The organism is Pseudomonas sp. GW822-FHT07A10 (assembly GCF_058798795.1).
Genome location: NZ_JBXAKV010000009.1, coordinates 77,332 through 95,956, shown reverse-complemented (window position 1 = coordinate 95,956; position 18,625 = coordinate 77,332). Strand labels below are relative to the sequence as shown.

General features: G+C 60.5%; 17 protein-coding genes. 9 read left to right on the top strand and 8 right to left on the bottom strand.

Going from position 1 to position 18,625, the window contains the following annotated elements; all coding sequences use genetic code 11:
- Positions 1–29: 29 nt before the first annotated feature.
- Positions 30–950: a histone deacetylase family protein gene (locus tag AC1RL4_RS16585; RefSeq protein ID WP_096479508.1), complete on the bottom strand. Its 921-nt coding sequence runs from the start codon at positions 948–950 to the stop codon at positions 30–32.
- Between the two features lie 90 nt (positions 951–1,040).
- On the opposite strand from AC1RL4_RS16585, the gene AC1RL4_RS16580 reads away from it, so the two are divergent.
- The 3 genes from AC1RL4_RS16580 to AC1RL4_RS16570 all read left to right on the top strand — a co-directional run bounded on the left by AC1RL4_RS16580 (position 1,041) and on the right by AC1RL4_RS16570 (position 3,176).
- Positions 1,041–1,610: a GNAT family N-acetyltransferase gene (locus AC1RL4_RS16580; protein ID WP_028938854.1), complete on the top strand. Its 570-nt coding sequence runs from the start codon at positions 1,041–1,043 to the stop codon at positions 1,608–1,610.
- A 106-nt stretch (positions 1,611–1,716) separates the two neighbouring features.
- Positions 1,717–2,586 carry an acyl-CoA thioesterase II gene (gene tesB / locus AC1RL4_RS16575; protein ID WP_028938855.1) on the top strand — a complete coding sequence of 290 codons (870 nt, stop codon included), beginning with the start codon at positions 1,717–1,719 and terminating at the stop codon, positions 2,584–2,586.
- Positions 2,583–3,176, top strand: a complete 594-nt coding sequence (locus AC1RL4_RS16570; protein WP_230173117.1) for an HAD family hydrolase — start codon at positions 2,583–2,585, stop codon at positions 3,174–3,176. The genes tesB and AC1RL4_RS16570 overlap by 4 nt, the downstream gene beginning before the upstream one ends.
- 32 nt (positions 3,177–3,208) lie before the next feature.
- Here AC1RL4_RS16570 and AC1RL4_RS16565 read toward each other — a convergent pair whose 3' ends face one another.
- From AC1RL4_RS16565 to AC1RL4_RS16555, 3 genes are all read right to left on the bottom strand, one after another.
- A complete protein-coding gene (locus AC1RL4_RS16565) occupies positions 3,209–4,171 on the bottom strand; it encodes an alpha/beta fold hydrolase (protein ID WP_096479510.1) in 963 nt (320 codons plus the stop codon).
- Positions 4,171–5,064 (bottom strand): KPN_02809 family neutral zinc metallopeptidase, encoded by an 894-nt coding sequence (gene ypfJ, locus AC1RL4_RS16560; RefSeq protein ID WP_230173119.1) that lies wholly within the window; start codon positions 5,062–5,064, stop codon positions 4,171–4,173. The genes AC1RL4_RS16565 and ypfJ overlap by 1 nt, the downstream gene beginning before the upstream one ends.
- A gap of 158 nt (positions 5,065–5,222) precedes the next feature.
- Positions 5,223–6,941: an FAD-dependent oxidoreductase gene (locus AC1RL4_RS16555; RefSeq protein WP_028938859.1), complete on the bottom strand. Its 1,719-nt coding sequence runs from the start codon at positions 6,939–6,941 to the stop codon at positions 5,223–5,225.
- A 174-nt stretch (positions 6,942–7,115) separates the two neighbouring features.
- Between AC1RL4_RS16555 and AC1RL4_RS16550 the strand changes: the two genes are divergently transcribed.
- The 4 genes from AC1RL4_RS16550 (at position 7,116) to AC1RL4_RS16535 (ending at position 10,906) form a co-directional block, all read left to right on the top strand.
- Positions 7,116–7,892, top strand: coding sequence for an IclR family transcriptional regulator (locus AC1RL4_RS16550; RefSeq protein WP_019581312.1), 777 nt, complete (start codon positions 7,116–7,118; stop codon positions 7,890–7,892).
- Positions 7,893–8,036: 144 nt separating this feature from the next.
- Positions 8,037–9,092, top strand: a complete 1,056-nt coding sequence (locus AC1RL4_RS16545; protein ID WP_230173120.1) for a Gfo/Idh/MocA family protein — start codon at positions 8,037–8,039, stop codon at positions 9,090–9,092.
- 2 nt (positions 9,093–9,094) lie between these two features.
- Positions 9,095–9,910, top strand: coding sequence for a sugar phosphate isomerase/epimerase family protein (locus tag AC1RL4_RS16540; protein ID WP_230173122.1), 816 nt, complete (start codon positions 9,095–9,097; stop codon positions 9,908–9,910).
- Positions 9,911–10,027: 117 nt separating this feature from the next.
- A complete protein-coding gene (locus AC1RL4_RS16535) occupies positions 10,028–10,906 on the top strand; it encodes a DMT family transporter (protein ID WP_064620533.1) in 879 nt (292 codons plus the stop codon).
- A 6-nt stretch (positions 10,907–10,912) separates the two neighbouring features.
- Here AC1RL4_RS16535 and AC1RL4_RS16530 read toward each other — a convergent pair whose 3' ends face one another.
- Both AC1RL4_RS16530 and AC1RL4_RS16525 read right to left on the bottom strand, forming a co-directional pair.
- Positions 10,913–12,535, bottom strand: a complete 1,623-nt coding sequence (locus tag AC1RL4_RS16530) for a methyl-accepting chemotaxis protein (RefSeq protein WP_028938862.1) — start codon at positions 12,533–12,535, stop codon at positions 10,913–10,915.
- Positions 12,536–12,632: 97 nt separating this feature from the next.
- Complete coding sequence (locus tag AC1RL4_RS16525; RefSeq protein WP_018925801.1) at positions 12,633–13,970, bottom strand: MFS transporter; 1,338 nt, start codon at positions 13,968–13,970, stop codon at positions 12,633–12,635.
- A gap of 490 nt (positions 13,971–14,460) precedes the next feature.
- Here AC1RL4_RS16525 and quiC point away from each other — a divergent pair, with 490 nt between their 5' ends.
- Both quiC and AC1RL4_RS16515 read left to right on the top strand, forming a co-directional pair.
- Complete coding sequence (gene quiC / locus AC1RL4_RS16520; protein WP_489078906.1) at positions 14,461–16,362, top strand: 3-dehydroshikimate dehydratase QuiC; 1,902 nt, start codon at positions 14,461–14,463, stop codon at positions 16,360–16,362.
- A gap of 103 nt (positions 16,363–16,465) precedes the next feature.
- Positions 16,466–17,143, top strand: a complete 678-nt coding sequence (locus AC1RL4_RS16515; RefSeq protein ID WP_019581305.1) for a TetR/AcrR family transcriptional regulator — start codon at positions 16,466–16,468, stop codon at positions 17,141–17,143.
- Between the two features lie 109 nt (positions 17,144–17,252).
- Here AC1RL4_RS16515 and AC1RL4_RS16510 read toward each other — a convergent pair whose 3' ends face one another.
- Both AC1RL4_RS16510 and aroQ read right to left on the bottom strand, forming a co-directional pair.
- The gene (locus tag AC1RL4_RS16510; RefSeq protein ID WP_230173126.1) at positions 17,253–18,107 is read right to left on the bottom strand and encodes a shikimate dehydrogenase; all 855 of its coding nucleotides are present in this window, start codon (positions 18,105–18,107) and stop codon (positions 17,253–17,255) included.
- A 5-nt stretch (positions 18,108–18,112) separates the two neighbouring features.
- Entirely contained in the window at positions 18,113–18,553 is a 441-nt protein-coding gene (aroQ, locus tag AC1RL4_RS16505; RefSeq protein ID WP_007937291.1) for a type II 3-dehydroquinate dehydratase, read from the bottom strand.
- Between the last annotated feature and the right edge of the window lie 72 nt (positions 18,554–18,625).

The window sequence follows — 18,625 nt, the reverse complement described above, 5'->3', positions numbered from 1 at the left end:
CACAGGCATTGTGGGTAAAGACTCACACATCAATGACAACCTGATGACTGCCACACCCGTTGGGCGCTGTGATGGAGGATGCCATGACGGCGCGCCAGGGCCTTGCGGTCCTTGCTGTAGCCGCCGCCGATCACGCCGACCACCGGAATATCCCGGCCCAGGCAATGGCGCATCACGCTTTCATCACGAGCGGCGACGCCTTCGTCGGTCAGCTTCAGATAACCCAGGGCGTCATCCTTGTGCACATCGACACCGGCGTCGTACAGCACCAGATCCGGTTGATAGAGCGGCAGCAAATAGTTGAGCGCATCGTCCACCACCTTCAGGTAATCGGCATCGCCCATGCCCATCGGCAACGGGATGTCCCAGTCGCTTTCGGCTTTGCGTGCAGGAAAATTCTTTTCGCAGTGCAGGGAAACGGTCACCGCTTCCGGGGTGTTGTGCAGGATTCGTGCAGTCCCGTCGCCCTGATGCACATCGCAATCGAAGATCAACACCCGATTCACCCGGCCACTTTCCAGCAGGTAATGGCTGATCACCGCCAGGTCATTGAAGATGCAGAACCCGGCAGGGTGATCGTAATGCGCGTGGTGTGTGCCGCCGGCCAGGTGACAAGCCAAGCCATGTTCCAGCGCCTGTTCGGCCGCCAGCAGCGAACCGCCGACCGCCCGCACTGTGCGCCGGGCCAGTGCTTCGCTCCAGGGCAGGCCAAGGCGCCGCTGGTCTTCGCGGGACAACTCGCCATCCATGTAGCGTTCGATATACGCAGGGTCATGGGCGAGGGCGAGAATATCCGCCGGGCACAGCTCCGGGCGCAGCAGGTCGATGTCACGGGTCAGGCCACTGTCCACCAGGTGATCGCGCAGCAGGCGAAACTTGTCCATGGGGAAGCGGTGATCCGCCGGGAACTCGGGACTGTAGTCTTCGTGGTAGATCAGGGGCAGGGGCATGGCTGATTTATCGGGGAAGCATGTAGGAATGAGTGAACGATCCTACCAGCGATGTAGACTTGCGGCATGGAAACAGAGAGGCGGGGCACGATGGAGCCGATACTGGAACTCGAAAGCGCGCGACTGTCATTGCGGCAGTGGCGCGATGAGGATTTGCCGGCGTTTGCGGCGATGTGCGCCGATCCACAGGTGATGCGTTATTTTCCGGCGCCCTTGAGTCGGCTGGAAAGTGCCGCGCTGATCGGGCGGGTTCGCGGGCATTTTGCCGAGTATGGCTTCGGCCTCTGGGCACTGGAGCGCAAGGACACCGGAGCGTTCATCGGGTTTACCGGGCTGAGTGTGGTCGGCTTTGACGCACCGTTCACGCCAGCCATCGAAATCGGCTGGCGCCTGGCGCGCGAGCACTGGGGCCTGGGTTATGCCAGCGAGGCGGCATGGACCGCTCTGCGCTGTGGGTTTGATCGCTTGGCACTGCAAGAGGTCGTGGCGTTCACCACCGAAACCAACCTGCCTTCGCAAAAAGTCATGCAGGCGATCGGCATGCACCATGCCCCCGCCGATGACTTCGAGCACCCGCGGCTTGCAGAGGATCATCCGCTGCGCCCGCACGTGTTGTACCGCATCACCCGTGAGCAATGGCTGCAAACCTTGCATGGATAAGCAGGCACGGACGTTTACAATGGCCCTCATGTTGAACCGGGCCATAAACTGAATCGACCGCCGCAGCCCAGACTGCGCGGCATTGCTTTGTGTGAGGAGAGTCTGAATGAGCCAAGTGTTGGAAGATCTGGTAGACCTGCTGACCCTGGAACCGATTGAAGAAAACCTGTTCCGTGGCCGCAGCCAGGACCTGGGTTTCCGTCAGTTGTTCGGCGGCCAGGTGCTCGGCCAGTCCCTGTCGGCGGCCAGTCAGACAGTCGAAGAGACGCGCCATGTGCACTCGATGCACGGTTACTTCCTGCGTCCGGGCGATGCGAAGTTGCCGGTGGTGTATCAGGTCGATCGGGTGCGCGATGGCGGTAGTTTCAGCACGCGCCGGGTGACGGCGATCCAGAAGGGCAACCCGATTTTTACCTGCAGCGCCTCGTTCCAGTACGACGAAGAAGGCTTCCAGCACCAGAGCGAAATGCCGCAAGTGGTCGGCCCGGAAAATCTGCCGTCGGAGCTGGAGCTCACTCAGCAGCGCGCACACCTGATCCCGGAGCACATGCGCGAAAAACTGCTGTGCCCGAAACCGATCGAATTCCGCCCGGTGACCGAGAAAGATCCCTACAACCCGCAGCCTGCCGATCCGGTCAAATACGTCTGGTTCCGCGCCGATGGTGCGTTGGCTGACACTCCAGCGCTGCACAAATACCTGCTGGCCTATGCGTCGGACTTCGGCCTGCTGACCACCTCGATGCTGCCCCATGGCAAATCGGTCTGGCAGAAAGACATGCAGGTCGCCAGCCTTGATCACGCGTTGTGGTTCCACGCCGACCTGCGCGCCGATGACTGGTTGTTGTACGCCATGGACAGCCCGTGGGCCGGCAACTCGCGTGGATTCTCCCGTGGCAGCGTGTTCAACCGTGCCGGGCAACTGGTGGCCTCGGTCACTCAGGAAGGCCTGATTCGTCATCGCAAGGACTGGATATGAGCCTGACCGAGGTGCGGCACTGGGTGTTCGACATGGACGGCACCCTGACCGTGGCCGTGCATGACTTCGCGGCGATCCGCGTGGCGTTGGCGATTCCTGCAGAACACGACATCCTCACTCACCTCGCTGGGCTGCCGGCCGAAGAAGCGGCGGCCAAACATGCGTGGCTGCTGGAACACGAGCGGGATCTGGCGCTGGGTTCGAAACCGGCTCCGGGCGCGGTGGAACTGGTGCGGGAGTTGGCCGGGCGCGGTTATCGCCTGGGTATTCTCACGCGCAATGCCCGTGAGCTGGCGCATGTCACGCTGGAGGCGATTGGCCTGGCCGATTGCTTTGCGGTGGAGGATGTATTGGGCCGGGATGAAGCGCCGCCCAAACCGCATCCCGGTGGTTTACTGAAACTGGCCGAGGCCTGGAAGGTGCCGGCGAGTGAAATGGTGATGGTCGGTGATTACCGCTTCGACCTGGATTGCGGCCGGGCGGCGGGGACGCGGACGGTGCTGGTGAACCTGCCGGATAATCCGTGGCCGGAATTGACCGATTGGCATGCGCGCGATTGCGTGGAGTTGCGGCAGCTGCTTTCGGCTTGAGAGATTGGGCGTCCGATCAGACGCCCCAAAACTCACTGCCCGAACAACGCCTTTTGCCCCTCGGGCGAGGTAAACATCCCGTCGCCATTGTGTCCAACCCCGGGCACTTCAATCAGCTGCTGACTCAACCCTTGAGGGTGGCGCCGTTTCAGATAATTGAAATAATTGCGCCCGCGAATCAAACGAGAAGCGCCCTGGGCTTTGGCTTCGCAACTTTTATCCAGCGCCGGGTGATTCGGGTCGATGTCCTGCTGCCCGAGCAAATAAACGATGTCGCGTTTGATGTAGTTTTCTTCCAGCTGCGCAGGCGTTTGTCCATCGGCATAGGCGGGCAAGTCCGCCAGTCCATACTTCCAGCGATTGAAGTTCGGACACCCCGCATGACTGAACGCCACCGGCCGTTGCTCATTGAAATAGGCATACGACGAAGGATTGGCGATCACATAGCGCACCTTCACCCCTGCTGTGTCGAGGGCTGGCTGAGGGTGGCTCAACATGGCGTAACGCTGAACCACCTGAGCGCCGCCCGAGTGACCGGCAATGACGATTTGCTTCACGTCCGGAAACTGTCGCCGATCACCCAGGCGAGCGATGATTTCGTCGAGCGCCGCGTAGGAGCTCAGCGTAAATGGCGCGGTGGATAAGCCGCCGGCCATCCAGTCATTGCCGTGCCAGCGTAAAACGCTGTCAGGCACCGGGTGGCTCGCGATGTCGGTTTCATTGAGAAACTGCGGGGCGAGCACCAAGGTGTTATCGCTTTGCCCGGCTTGCTGGGCCGCGTGCTCGGCGCTCTGGCGGTAGGTTTCAGCGTTGCGCAAACGACCATGAATGATGATCAGCACCCGTTCGATGTTCTTCGCCGGTGTCGGGCCGATGCCCACCGCGATTTCGCCGGCGCTCAACAGCAGGCGCCCGGAACTGATCTCCTTGACCCCCTGCTCGGCAGCCTGGGCGCTTGTGCAGGTGATCAACAGAGCTAACAACCACTTGTGCATTACAGATTCTTCGCGGCAAAGGTATCGCACTGGCCAACCTGGCCTTGTGCAAATCCGGCTTTGAACCAGCGCACCCTTTGCGCTGACGTACCATGAGTGAACGAGTCCGGTACCACGCGGCCCTGACCTTGCTGCTGCAAGCGGTCATCGCCGATGGCGTTGGCGGCGTTCAAGGCTTCTTCGATGTCACCGGGTTCCAGCCAGTTCAGGCGCTTCTGCGCAATGTTGGCCCAGACCCCGGCCAGGCAATCGGCCTGCAGTTCCTGACGCACCAGCAAACCACCGTCGCCCTCCATTTGCCGGCCCTGCTGCCGAGCGGTCTGAATCTTCGCCGAAACGCCGAGCAAGGTCTGCACGTGGTGTCCGACTTCGTGAGCGATCACGTAGGCCTGGGCGAAATCGCCTGCGGCGGAAAAACGCTGGGACATTTCCTGGAAGAAACTCATGTCCAGATAGACCTTCTGGTCTGCCGGGCAATAGAACGGACCGGTCGCCGACGTCGCCAATCCGCACGCCGAGTTCACCTGATTGCTGAACAGCACCAGGGTCGGGTCTTTATATTGCCGACCGGCCTGCTGGAAAATCTGGCCCCAGGTGTCTTCGGTGTCGCCGAGGATCGAGCGCACGAATTCGGCGTTTTCATCATTGGCCGGCGGTGCCTTGCGGGTGTGGGTGGTGGCCGGAGCCGATTGCTCGCTCATTTGTCCGGTCAATTGACCGAGGATCTGCATCGGGTCCTGGCCGGTGATCCAGCCGATCCCGACGATCAACAGGATCGCCGTCAGGCTCAGGCCCTTGCCCCCGCCGAAGCGCATCCCGCTGCCCCCACCGCCGACATCATCGCCACGGGCATCGACCACGTTGTCGCTGCGTCGGCCTTTTTTCCATAGCATGGGGGGGAATCCTCGTTTGAATATGGTGATGAGTGTTGCTGGTCAGTGAGAGCGGCGCCAGTCCGGTCGTCTGTCTTTTACTCGGCTCGAAATATTTCAGACTTGTATTGAACATGGATCGCCCGTCGAATTCCCTCAGACGATGGTTTTTTATCAGATCAAGTCCGTCCCACGCCGGCGATATGCCGGGCAGCGATGTAGCCGAAGGTCAGCGCCGGGCCGAGATTGATGCCACCAGCGGGATAGTGACCGCCCATGATGCTGGCCATGTCGCCGCCCGCCGCATACAACCCGGCGATGGCCTGCCCCGACTCGCCAAGAACCTGGGCATGTTCATTGACCTTGAGCCCGGCGAAGGTGCCAAAGCAGCCAGGCTGAACCTTCACGGCGTAGAACGGGCCTTGTTCAATCGGCGCGACGCACGGGTTGGGTTGCTGCAACGCATCGCCCTGTTTGCGGTTGTAGGGCGTCGAGCCACGACCGAACAACGGATCTTCGCCGTTGCGCGCATGCCGGTTGTAATCATCCACCGTGCTGCGCAATCCGTTTGGGTCGATGCCGCAGGCCAGGGCCAATTCCTCGACAGTGTTGCCGGTTTTCAGATAACCGCTGCGGATAAAGGATGACAGTGGCACCGGAAACGGCCGAGAAATTCCCAGGCCATAACGCCGTTGAAAACCATGAGTGCAGATCAGCCAGGAGGCGACTTCTTCGCCCTGCGGTGCGGCGGCGACCATGGCCGTTACGTAATCGTAGTAGCCGTCGGCTTCGTTGACGAAGCGCTGGCCGTTGCTCAGCACACCGATGATCCCCGGTTTGCCGCGTTCGATGATGTGCGGGAAGTGACCGATGCTGCCGTCACTGTGCGGCACATGCGAAACCGGCGCCCAGGCCACGGGCGATGCCATGTCGGTGTTGACCCGCGCACCGGCGCTTTCGCCCAATCGCAAACCATCACCGGCGACGCCCAGAGGCGGCAGCGCCAGGTGTTCGTTGCCGGTCGGTGTGCGGGGGAACAGCGCCTTGCGCCGCTCGATATCATTGGCGAAACCTCCGGTCGCGAGCACCACGGCCTTGCGTGCATGGATGCGGATATTGCCTTTGGCGGTACTGACGATCGCGCCTTGCACCTGATCGCCTTCGCGAAGCAACTCGGTCACCGGTGCCGATTCCCAGAGCAAGACGCCCAGGTCTTCGGCGGACTTTGCCAACCGCGCAACCAGCGCCACGCCGTTGACCAGTTGCATCGCCCGACCATGAACAGCGAGGTCGAACAAGTGCCGGGTGAAGCGCCGGGTCACGTGCCACGCTGCGGGCAAAGAGCGCGTCAGGTTGAGAAATGCGCTCAGGTCCGTTCCCGCCATGATCGGCATGCCCATGAACGAAGTTTCCCGCATGGTTTTGCGAAGGCGCTTCAGTAGCTTGCCGACTTTTCGTCCGTCATAAGGCGCAGCGATCACCGACCGTCCGCCGGTACCGGCGCCCGGCGTGTCGCCATGAATGTCGGCGATGGCGTTGCCATCGGCGAATTGCAGGGCAGTGTGTTGCTCGAAGAACGCGACCATTCGCGGGCCAGCCTCAAGGAACGCGTCGATCATCGCTGGATCGTAACGCTCACCCAATTCGTGCTTCAGGTAAGTGCGCGGTTGCTCGACGTCTTCAACGATGCCGGCACGACGCGCCAGAGGATTGCACGGCACCCAGGCCCATCCGCCGGACCACGCCGTGGCGCCGCCGAACACCGGGTCTTTCTCGACCACGATCACTTTCAAGCCATGCCAGGCCGCGGTAACGGCTGCGGACAATCCGGCCGCACCGGAGCCGACGATCAGCACATCGCATTCGATGTCCGCAAGGAGGGGAGAGTCGGCAGGCATCGTTTAAAAGCTCCATCGCATATTTTTAGAATTTGATTCCAGAAAATATAAGAATGAGATTGGCCTCGGCAATCATTCACTGTGTAAAGAGGGCGGTTATCGGACAGCGGGTTCCAGATTTCGCATTACGTGGTTTGTCTTCTAGAATCGGCAAAATTTCGAGTGGAACCCCCCATGGCCGGCAGTCAGATCGAACGTGTTTTCAGCGTGCTGGAAAGCCTCACCAGTGACCCTCGCGGCCTGCCGATGCAGACGTTGGCGGAGCAACTGGACATCCCCAAAAGCGCGACCCACCGCCTGCTCGCCGAGCTGATTCGGCTGGGTTACGTGCGACAGAATCCGGAGAACCTGCGCTATCACCTGTCGACCAAACTGGTGGCGATGGGTTTCCGTTACTTGTCGAGCAGCGGCGCCGATATCGTGCAACCGGTGCTCGATCGCCTGGCCGAGGAAACCGGTGAGCTGGTGCGCCTTGGCGTTATTGAAGGTGAACGCCAGGTCTGGATAGCCAAGTCTCAGGGCGCCCGCTCGGGCCTGCGCTACGACCCGGACATGGGCCGTGATGCGCCGTTGTTCTACACCGCGTCGGGCCATGCATGGCTGGCGTGCATGAGCGATGCCGAAGCGTTGTCGCTGGTGGAGCGTCAGGGGAGCGAACGGCCGAAAGACCTGGGGCCGAACGCGCCGCGTTCCAACATTGAGTTACTGGAACGCCTGCGTCTGGCGCGTGAGCAGGGCTACGCCTGGGTCGAAGAGAGTTCGGCCGTGGGCACCTCGGCGATTGCGGCGGTGGTGCGCCACCCAGGCGATGGTCGAGTGATCGGTGTGCTGAGCATTGCCGGGCCTAGCGCGCGGATGCCGGGAGCGCGGTTGCATGAACTGGCGCCGCTGTTGTTGAAGTTCACTGAAGAGCTGTCTGCCGCAAGCCTGGCTTCGGAGTTGTTCGTTTAGTTCTGCCCGCACAGACCCAATGTGGGCTATGCGAATCTGTGCGTTGTTCGAACACAAATTGCCGTTACTCCTGTAAGAATATGGAACTTGGTTCTAAATTATCGGAATTCATCCTTCCGACAATAATCACAAGAGAACCGCACCATGACTTCGCCCCTTCGCATCGCCCTGATCGGTGCCGGCAACATGGGCCAGCAGCATTACCGGCATCTGCAAACCCTGACGCAAGCGACGTTGTGTGCGGTAGCCGATCCCGGGCCACAAGCGGCAGGCCTCGCGGGCGAATGGGGCGTGGGGTATTTCGCTGATCACCGTCAGATGCTGGAGCAGGCGAAGCCAGACGCGGTGATCGTTGCCAACCCGAACATGCTCCACGTCAGTACTGCGCTCGATTGCCTCGCCGCCGGTGTGCCGGTGCTACTGGAAAAACCGGTGGGTGTGCACCTGGATGAAGCGCGCGAACTGGTGGCTGCGTCGAAAGCCACCGGTGTTCCCGTGCTGGTCGGCCATCATCGCCGGCACAATCCGTTGATCGTCCGCGCCCATGAACTGGTGCAGGGTGGCGCTTTGGGGCAGCTGACGACGGTGACGGCGCTCTGGCAGCTGCGCAAACCCGACAGCTATTTTGAAACGCCGTGGCGCCGCGAGCCCGGTGCGGGGATGTTGCTGACCAACCTGATTCACGACCTCGACCTGCTGCGCCATCTGTGCGGCGAAGTGCGGCAGGTGCAGGCGATCACCAGCAATGCGGTGCGCGGGTTTGCCAACGAAGATTGCGCGGCGGTGTTGCTGCAATTCGACAATGGCGCACTGGGCAGCCTGACCGGTTCCGACGCGGTGGCGGCACCCTGGAGTTGGGAGCTGGATTCCGGGGAGAACCCGGTCTATCCGCGCCAGGCCGATCAGCCCTGTTACTTGCTGGCCGGGACGGGTGGTGCATTGAGCATTCCGCAGCTCAAGCGCTGGCACTACGCCGACGTCGATGGCGGATGGCATGAGCCGTTGCTGGCGGAGCAGGAAAGTTTCAGCGCCGATGAAGCATTGCGTTTGCAGTTGCAGCATTTCGTGCGCGTGGCGCGCCGGGAAGTCGAACCGTTGGTGAGCGCTGCCGATGCTGCGCGCACCCTGGCGCTGGTTGAAGCGATTCGCGAGGCCGCCGAAACCGGTCGTGCCTGCACCCCGATGTTGATCGAGGAATGAACATGAGTGAGCGGATCTTTTCCCTGGCCAGCCTGACGGTGCTGGAGTTGTCTCCGCCGGAGATGGTCGAAGTCGCAGCACGGGCCGGATACAGCCATGTCGGACTACGCCTTGAACCTGCGACACCCGAAGAACATCACTTTGCGCTGGTAGCCGATGTCGGTTTACGGCGTGAGACGCTGGCGCGGCTGCACGACACCGGCATTCGTGTGCTGGATGTTGAAATCCTGCGTCTTAAACCGCAAACCGTCGTCGCCGACTTCGAGAGGATTCTGGCGGTCGGAGCGGAATTTGGTGCCAGCGAATTGCTGGTGGCCGGTAACGATTCTGACGAACAACGACTCACCGAGAACTTCGCCCGGTTGTGCGATCTGGCGGCACCTTACGGGCTGCATCCGCACCTGGAGTTCATGCCGTGGACCGATGCGCGCAATCTCGAACAAGCGGTGCGCGTCGTCGAAAACGCTGATCGTGAAAACGGCGCGGTGTTGGTGGACGCGTTCCATTTCGACCGATCGGGTTCGCGGCTGGAAGATCTGGCCAAAGTTGCCCCGTCACGGTTACGGTACACACAGTTATGCGATGTCGCGGGGGCACGGCCAACGGACATGGCGGAGATTTTGCGTCAGGCGCGTAACGAGCGGCGTTTTCCGGGCGATGGTGATTGTGATCTGGCGGGGTTGTTGCAGTGTTTGCCGGCCGATATCCCGTTAAGCCTGGAGATTCCCACCGTGAAGTTGCTGGAGCAGGGCGTGAGCGGGTTGCAGCGGGCGCAGATGGCGTTGGATAAGACTCGGGAATTGTTGGCGCGGCGGTAAGCGGTGCTGCGCACCTATCGCGGGCAAGCCACGCTCCCACAGGTTATCCGGTGTTCATGCAGGAACGAGGCTTGCCCGCGAAGCTTTTGATTTTTGATGCAAAAAAAAGGATCGCTAATGACCATCAGCACCCCGCTCTCCGGCGTAAACCAACCCTTCAAGGGGATTCTGCTGATTGTCGTCGCGACCTTTCTGTTTTCCAGTCACGACGCCTTGTCGAAATATCTATCGGGGTTCTATCCGATCGTCATGGTGGTCTGGGCCCGTTATGTGGTTCACACCTTGCTGATGGCCGGGATTTTCCTGCCGCAATCGGGGTTGCGAGTCCTGCGCACCAAACGTCCGTTGCTGCAGTTGTTCAGGGCGTTGTGCCTGTTGGGCACCAGTTTGTTCTTCACCACCGGTTTGCAGTACATCCCATTGGCCGAAGCCACGGCGGTCAACTTTCTCGCTCCGGTTCTGGTCACCGCGTTGTCGGTACCACTGCTGCGTGAGCGGGTCACCCGTGGCCAATGGATCGCGGTGATTTGCGGATTTGTCGGCGTATTGATCATCGTCCATCCCGGCGGTGATCTGTTCACGCCAGCAGTCTTGCTGCCACTCTGCTCGGCGCTGTTTTTCTGCTTCTATCAATTGCTCACCCGCAAGCTCAGTGAAATCGACAGCCCGACCACCAGTAACTTCTTCGCCGGCCTGTGCAACACCCTGGTGATGAGTGCGTTGGTGCCGTTCTTCTGGAAAGTGCCAAGCCTTGGGCATGGATTGATGATGGTTGCACTGGGCGCCTGCGGGATGACGGCGCACCTGTTTCTGACCCAGGCGTTCCGCCATGCCGCCCCAGCGCTGCTGGCACCGTTCGGCTATTGCCAGATTGTCTTTGCCGGTTTGCTGGGTTGGTTGCTGTTTTCTCACACGCCGACCCTGACCACGGTGGTCGGGATCGCGGTGATTTGCTGCAGCGGGTTGGCGGCGGCGTGGCAACAAAGCCGCCGCTGAACCCGGTCAAAATTTGAAACGCACCACCAGGTTTTGCAGGCCCGCCGCCAGTCGCGACAACTCCTGGCTGGTGGCGCTGGTCCGGGTCGCGGCGTCGGCGCTTTCCAGCGACAGGTCGCGGATGTTCAGCAGATTACGATCCACCTCACGGGCCACCTGCGCCTGTTCTTCCGAGGCACTGGCGATCACCAGGTTACGTTCATGGATCTGCTCCATCGCCCGGGTGATTTCTGCCAGCGCCAGCCCGGCCTGTTCAGCAATCGACAAGGTTTCAGCAACACGCTGACTGTTGTCGTGCATCGACATCACCACACCGTTGGTATCGCCCTGAACCCGGCCAATGATCTGTTCGATCTCCCGGGTTGATTGCTGAGTGCGATGCGCCAGCGCCCGAACTTCATCGGCCACCACCGCGAAACCACGTCCGGCTTCCCCGGCCCGCGCAGCCTCGATGGCGGCATTGAGCGCGAGCAGGTTGGTCTGTTCGGCGATGGCGCGGATCACGTCCAGCACCTTGCCGATTTCCCGGGACTGCTCGGCCAGGGTCTGAACCTGTTGCAGCGCGACACCCGCATTGCTGCTCATCGCCTGAATCGAATCCAGGGTTTCAATCACTCGCGCCTGGCCCTGATTGGCTTGATGTGTGGACTGTCTGGTGCTGTCGGAAGTCGACACCGCGTTGCGTGCCACTTCTTCCACCGCGACGGTCATTTCGTTGACGGCCGTGGCGGCTTGCTCGATTTCATTGTGTTGCTGTTGCAGCCGACTGGAATCCTGTTGAGTGCTTTGATTCATCTGCAGGGCGGCGGCCGCCAGTTGAGTCGACGTGCCGCTGATCAGTTGCAGGGTTTCCCGCAGGCTGGTCTGCATGGCCGACAGGGCCTTGAGCAAGCGTGCGGTTTCATCGGCGCCGTGGCTGCGGATCGGTTGACTCAGGTCACCGGCGGCCACTTGCTCGGCCACGTCGACCGCCTGACGGATCGGCATGACGATGCTGCGTATCAACAGCCAGGCAAGGCACAGGGTCAGGAGCGCGACGGCTATCAGCGCACCGATCACGGTGATTTTTACCTGATTGTAGAGCGAGTCAGCCTGGTTGGCCGAGAGGCTGACTTCGTTGGCGGAAAGCGCCATCAACTCGGCGAACTGGTCACCGGTCTGGGTCGAGTAGTCCTGGATTTTTCCATTGAGCAACGCGGTCATTTCTTCGCTGCGGTTTTCCCGCGACAGCGCTTCGTATTGCGCCAGCGCCTGGCGGTAACTGGTGACGGTGGTGACGAACTTTTCGTACGGCCCCCGGTTGTAATCACCGACCAGCGGAGTGAATTTTTCCAGCGTCTCTGCAAGCCAACCCTGCACTTGGTGCAGACGTGTGACGGTGGCATCGAGCACCTTTGGATCGCGGTTGAGCGCCATGCGCAGGCTGAGCACGCGAATGCTCAGGATGTAGTCGCGGATTTCACCCAGGTGGCGAATGCTGGGCAGGGAGACGTTTTCAGTGTGCTGGCCGGTGGCGCGGACTTGCGCGACCTGTTTAAGGGCGAACAGCCCCTGCAACAGGACCAGCAGGGCGATGACGCCGAAGCTGATCACGGCACGCTTGGCGATGCTCAAGTTACCTGGCGACATGGTGTGCCTCTGTGGCTGTGAGAAAAAAAGGGTGAAATGGATAAATCGCGGCCATAAAAAAACGCAGGCCCGGGATCAGGCCTGCGTTTGTGGTGTATCAATCTTTTACGGTCGGAATCTTGCGCGGTGCCATGAAGTACATCCAGGTCAGCGCGATGAAGTACATCGCCGGAATGATGGTGAACAACACGGTGTAGTTGTTGTTGGTGATGGTCAGAATGTGGCCGACCAACTGGGTCATGAACATCCCGCCGATCGCCGCGCACATGCCGCCGAAGCCGAACACCGTACTCATCATGTGTTTAGGCGTGTAGTCCATCACCAGGCTCCAGATGTTCGCGGTCCAGGCCTGGTGCGCGCCGATGGCCAGGGAGATGGCGAACACCGCGAGCCACAGGCTGCTCGAACCGGCGGCCATGACCACGCCGATGATGCAGCAGGCGAACAGGAACATGGACATCAGTCGGGCCTTGATCGGGTTGATCCCGCGACCGATCAGGAACGAAGACAGGATCCCGCCGCCGACGCTGCCGAAGTCAGCCGTGAGGTAGATGATGATCAGCGGAATACCCATCTGGGTCACGTTGATCCCCAGGTTGTATTGCTGATTGAGGAACGGCGGCAGCCAGTACAGGTAGAACCAGAACACCGGCGCGGTGATCGAGTAGGCGAGGGCGAAGGCCCAGGTGCCACGCATGCGCAGGATTCGCGAGAACGGTACGCGGGATTGTTCCGGTTCGACTTCCTTCTGGATGTAGTCCAGTTCCGATTGTTTAACGCTCGGGTGATCTTCCGGGTTGAAGTATTTCAGGCCCCAGAACAGCAACCAGATGCCGCCCAGCGCCGCCATGCACAGGAACGCGGCTTGCCAGCCCCAAGCGTGAAGAATCAGTGGCAGCAGCATCGGTGTGAACATCGCACCGACGTTGGTCCCGGCGTTGAAAATACCGGTGGCCACGGCGCGCTCGCCAGCCGGGAACCACAACCGGGTGGTTTTCACGCAGGCCGGGTAGTTGGCGGCTTCGGTCAGGCCGAGAATGAACCGGCAGACCATGAAGCCCGCCGCCGAAGTGGCCAGGCCATGAGCGCCGGTGGCCAGGCTCCAGAGCAGTACCGCGAAGAAGAACACGCGCTTCACGCCGACCCGGTCGATCAACCGGCCTTGCAGCACGAAACCGACGGCGTAGCCGACCTGGAACCAGAAGTTGATGTTGGCGTAGTCCATCGCCGTCCAGCTCAGTTCCTTGGCGAGGATCGGCTGCATGACGCCTAAGGCTGCGCGGTCGATGTAGTTCAGGGTGGTGGCGAAAAATACCAGCGCCAGCATTCCCCAGCGGGTTTTGCCGACGGCCATGGCGCCGCGGATTTTGTCGCCGATGCCGCCAGTGGCGACGCTTTGGGCCGAAGCCACGCGAGAGCTTTGAGAAGGAAACATGTGTGTGCCATCCGTTCAATGACTGACAAGCGAGGCTTGTCGGGACTTCAAGGGCGCGTGATCAATCGATGGCGACGGGCGCGGGTGAGATTGATCGGCTGAGGTGTTTTCGTCAGGCGACGACAACGTTTTATTCAGCGAGCGGCGCAGTTCGGCCGAGTGGGCGCAAGGTTCGGATGGACACCAGGTCTGGCGTGAGATCGGTGGAGCAAGCAAACAAGGCGTTGAATGAGCGCATGAGCGTGTACCCGTTTTTTGAAATTTTTATGTGGTGTTCAGGGTCTTTGGTAACCGAGTCCATGGGGTCGTGACCGGACTCAATGTGGTGTCGATGGTGCGCAGTGGACGAAAAATCGTCAATTCGCCAACCGCCATTGTGTTCGATAATCGCCCGCAAAACTAACCGGGTAGTACACTTTGAATTGCTGTGCGGATTCGTCAAGCCAATAATTTGCCCAACAAGAATGTCCCCACCACCGGGAGTCGACACATGCAGCGTTCCATTGCCACCGTTTCCTTGAGCGGTAACCTGCCGGAAAAACTAGAAGCCATCGCCGCCGCCGGATTTGACGGGGTGGAAATTTTCGAGAACGACCTTCTCTACTACGACGGCAGCCCACGGGAAATCAGGCAGATGTGCGCTGATCTCGGGATCGCGATCACACTGTTCCAACCCTTTCGGGATTTCGAAGGTTGCCGCCGCGATCGCCTGCCGCGCAATCTGGAGCGGGCCGAGCGCAAGTTCGATTTGATGCAAGAGCTGGGCACCGACCTGGTGCTGGTGTGCAGCAACGCCTCGGCCGACTCCATCGGCGATGAGCAGATCCTGGTCGACGACTTGCGTCTGCTCGCCGAACGGGCCGGCGCTCGTGGTTTGCGGATCGGTTACGAAGCGCTGGCCTGGGGCCGCCACGTGAACACGTACCAACAGGTGTGGAACATCGTTCGCCAGGCCGATCATCCGAACCTTGGCGTGTTGCTGGACAGTTTCCATACGCTGTCGCTCAAGGGTGACCCGACGGCGATCGCCGAGATTCCCGGTGACAAGATCTTCTTCGTGCAAATGGCCGATGCACCGATCCTGGCCATGGACGTGCTGGAGTGGAGCCGGCATTTCCGTTGTTTCCCCGGCCAGGGCGAATTCGATCTGCCGGGGTTCCTCGCGCCGATCATCAAGAGTGGCTACACCGGCCCGCTGTCGCTGGAGATCTTCAACGACGGTTTCCGCGCCGCGCCACCCCGGGCCAACGCCGCCGACGGCTTGCGTTCGTTGCTGTACCTGGAAGAGAAAACCCGCCAGCGTCTGGAGCAGGAAGCCACGCCTGTGGCCAATCGCGACATTCTGTTCGATACCCCAGGCGCCAGCGAATACAACGGCATCGAGTTTCTTGAATTCGCCGTGGACGAAAGCCTCGGTGCCAAGCTGTCCCATTGGTTGGAGCGACTGGGTTTCGTCAAGGCCGGACAGCACCGTTCCAAGAGTGTCAGCCTGTTGCGTCAGGGCGATATCAACCTGATCCTCAACTCCGAACCTTATTCCTTCGCCCACAGTTTTTTCGAGGCCCATGGGCCATCGCTGTGCGCCACCGCCGTGCGGGTCAAGGACAGCGCCAGTGCGTTGGCCCGAGCCGTGGCTTACAATGGCCAGCCGTATCGCGGGCTGGTAGGCCCCAATGAGCTGGAACTCGCCGCCGTGCGTGCGCCGGACGGCAGTCTGATTTACCTGGTAGACCAGGACGCCGACGTCTATGGCACCGACTTCAATCTGCAACCGGCGGCCGTGGCCAGCGGTGGCCTCAAGCGCATCGACCACATGGCCATGGCGCTGCCCGCCGACAGCCTCGACAGCTGGGTGTTGTTCTATAAAAGCCTGCTGGATTTCGAAGCCGACGATGAAGTGGTGCTGCCCGACCCGTATGGTCTGGTGAAGAGCCGTGCCTTGCGCAGCCGTTGCAGTTCGATCCGCCTGCCGCTGAACATTTCCGAGAACCGCAACACCGCAATCTCACACGCGTTGTCGAGTTATCGCGGTTCCGGTGTACATCACATTGCTTTCGATTGTGATGACATCTTTACCGAAGTCAGCCGCGCCAAGGAGGCGGGCGTGCCGCTGCTGGATATCCCGCTCAACTACTACGATGACCTCGCCGCGCGCTTCGATTTCGACGATGAGTTCCTCAGCGAGTTGGCGTATTTCAACGTGCTCTACGACCGTGATGCCCAGGGTGGCGAGCTGTTTCACGTGTACACCGAGCCGTTCGAAGGGCGGTTTTTCTTTGAAATCATCCAGCGCAAAAACGGCTATGCGGGTTACGGCGCGGTCAACGTAGCCGTGCGACTGGCGGCCATGGCCAAATCCCGAAGTGGTGGCGTACGTCAGACAAAGTTGTAGGAAAATCGTAAACACGGGTACAAAACCGCTGCCGCGTGGCTTCCTTCACTGTGCGCAGCGGCCCATAATCGCCTACTTGTGCAGTGATGGCCGTGAGCCCGCAATGACAATAATTTCAGAACTCCCCGTAGCGCCCGAAAAGCCAATTGCCGAGCCTCGCAAGAGTCGCAAGAACAACCCGGAAAAAACCCGCGAGAACATCCTTCAAGAGGCTATCGTCGAGTTCGTCCAGCAGGGGCTTTCCGGTGCGCGCGTCGATGCGATCGCCGAGCGCATCCACACCTCCAAACGCATGATCTATTACTACTTCGGCAGTAAGGAGCAGCTCTACGTCGAGGTGCTGGAAAAACTCTACGGGGATATCCGCAGCACCGAAAGTCGCTTGCACCTGGCCGAGCTGGCGCCGGTGGAGGCGATTCGGCGGTTGGTGGAATTCACCTTCGACCACCATGACCGCAACGTTGATTTCGTGCGTATCGTCTGCATCGAGAACATTCACAACGCCGAGTATGTGAAGCGCTCCGATGCGATCAAGGCGATGAACAACACCATCCTCGATTCACTGGGCGAGATTTTGCGTCGCGGGGCCGCAGAGGGTGTATTCCGCGCCGGCCTCGATCCGCTGGATGTGCACCTGCTGATCAGTTCGTTTTGCTTCTATCGCGTGTCGAACCGTCATACCTTTGGTGAGATCTTTCAGATCGACTTGCCGGACGAAAGTATCAAGCAGCGTCATCGGGAAATGATCTGCGAGTCGGTGTTGCGGTATCTGCAGGCCTGATTTGCAGGGTCCTTAAAAGATCGCAGCCTCGTTTCACTCGACAGCTCCTACAAGTACCCATACCCCTGTAGGAGCTGTCGAGTGAAACGAGGCTGCGATCTTTTGCATTTCAACCATTCATGCTTTGAAAATGCGCCAGCATCCGCTGGGCATCCGGCACCACGCCGCTGAATAATTCAAACGCCTTCACCGCCTGAAACACCGCCATGTTGCCGCCGTCCAGGGTTCGGCAACCCAGCGCGCGAGCGTTGCGCAGCAGTTCGGTTTCCAGCGGGAAGTAAACGATCTCCGCCACCCACAACTGCGGCCGAAGCAGCTCTACCGGCACCGGCATGCCAGGCAGCTTTTTCATGCCCATGGGCGTGGTATTCACCAGTCCATCAGCCTGACCCAGCGTGCCCGGCAAGTCATGACCGGCCACGGCGCGGCCAAAACCGAAATGCTGATTGAGGTTGTCCGCCAAAGACTGAGCCCGGCTGTGATCCACATCGAAAATGCTCAGCAGTTGTACGCCTTCGCTCAATAATGCGTGGGCCACCGCTGCGCCTGCGCCACCGGCGCCCATTTGCACCACACGCTCACGGGCAACGTCCGGCAGGCCGCGACGAAACCCTTCGGCGAAGCCCAGGCAATCGGTGTTGTGGCCGATGCGTTTCCCGTCCTTCAACACCACCGTGTTCACCGCGCCAATGCCGCGGGCTTCCGGCGACAATTCGTCGAGCAACGGGATGATTGTCTGCTTGCACGGGAAGGTGATGTTCAGCCCGGTGAAATTCATCCGCTCGGCGGCCATCAGCAGGTCGGGCAGGGCGCCGCTGTCGAGTTTCAGCTGATCCAGATCGATCAGTCGATACAGGTAGCGCAGACCCTGCGCATCGCCTTCGTGCTCGTGCAGCGCCGGAGTGCGGGAAGCCTGAATGCCGGCGCCGATCAGCCCGGCCAATACCACGGTGTTCTGTGTCATCACGCTTAACCTTTCAAACGTTGGCTGAAATGCTCCAGCGCCAAACGATAGCCGTGGCTGCCGAAACCGCACATCACGGCCGTGGCGATGGACGAGACAAAGGAGTGATGCCGGAAGGGTTCGCGGGCATGGACGTTGGACAGATGCACTTCGATCACTGGCAGTTCGCTGGCGACCAAGGCATCGCGAATGGCGACCGAGGTGTGAGTCCAGGCGGCCGGGTTGATGACGATCCCGGCGCAGCGGCCACGGGCGGCATGAATCCAGTCGAGCAGTTCGCCTTCATGGTTGGTCTGGCGAAACTCCACCTTCAGGCCGAACTCTTCGGCGGCGCGACCGCACAGCGCTGAAATATCCGCCAGGGTTTCGTGGCCATAAGTCGCCGGTTCACGGGTGCCGAGCAGGTTCAGGTTCGGGCCGTTGAGCACCAGAACGATAGGGGACATCGGGTCTCTCCACTTATTATTTTTGGCATTGGCCGAGGGTCTCAGCCTGTGGAGATAAATTGTACTAACTGG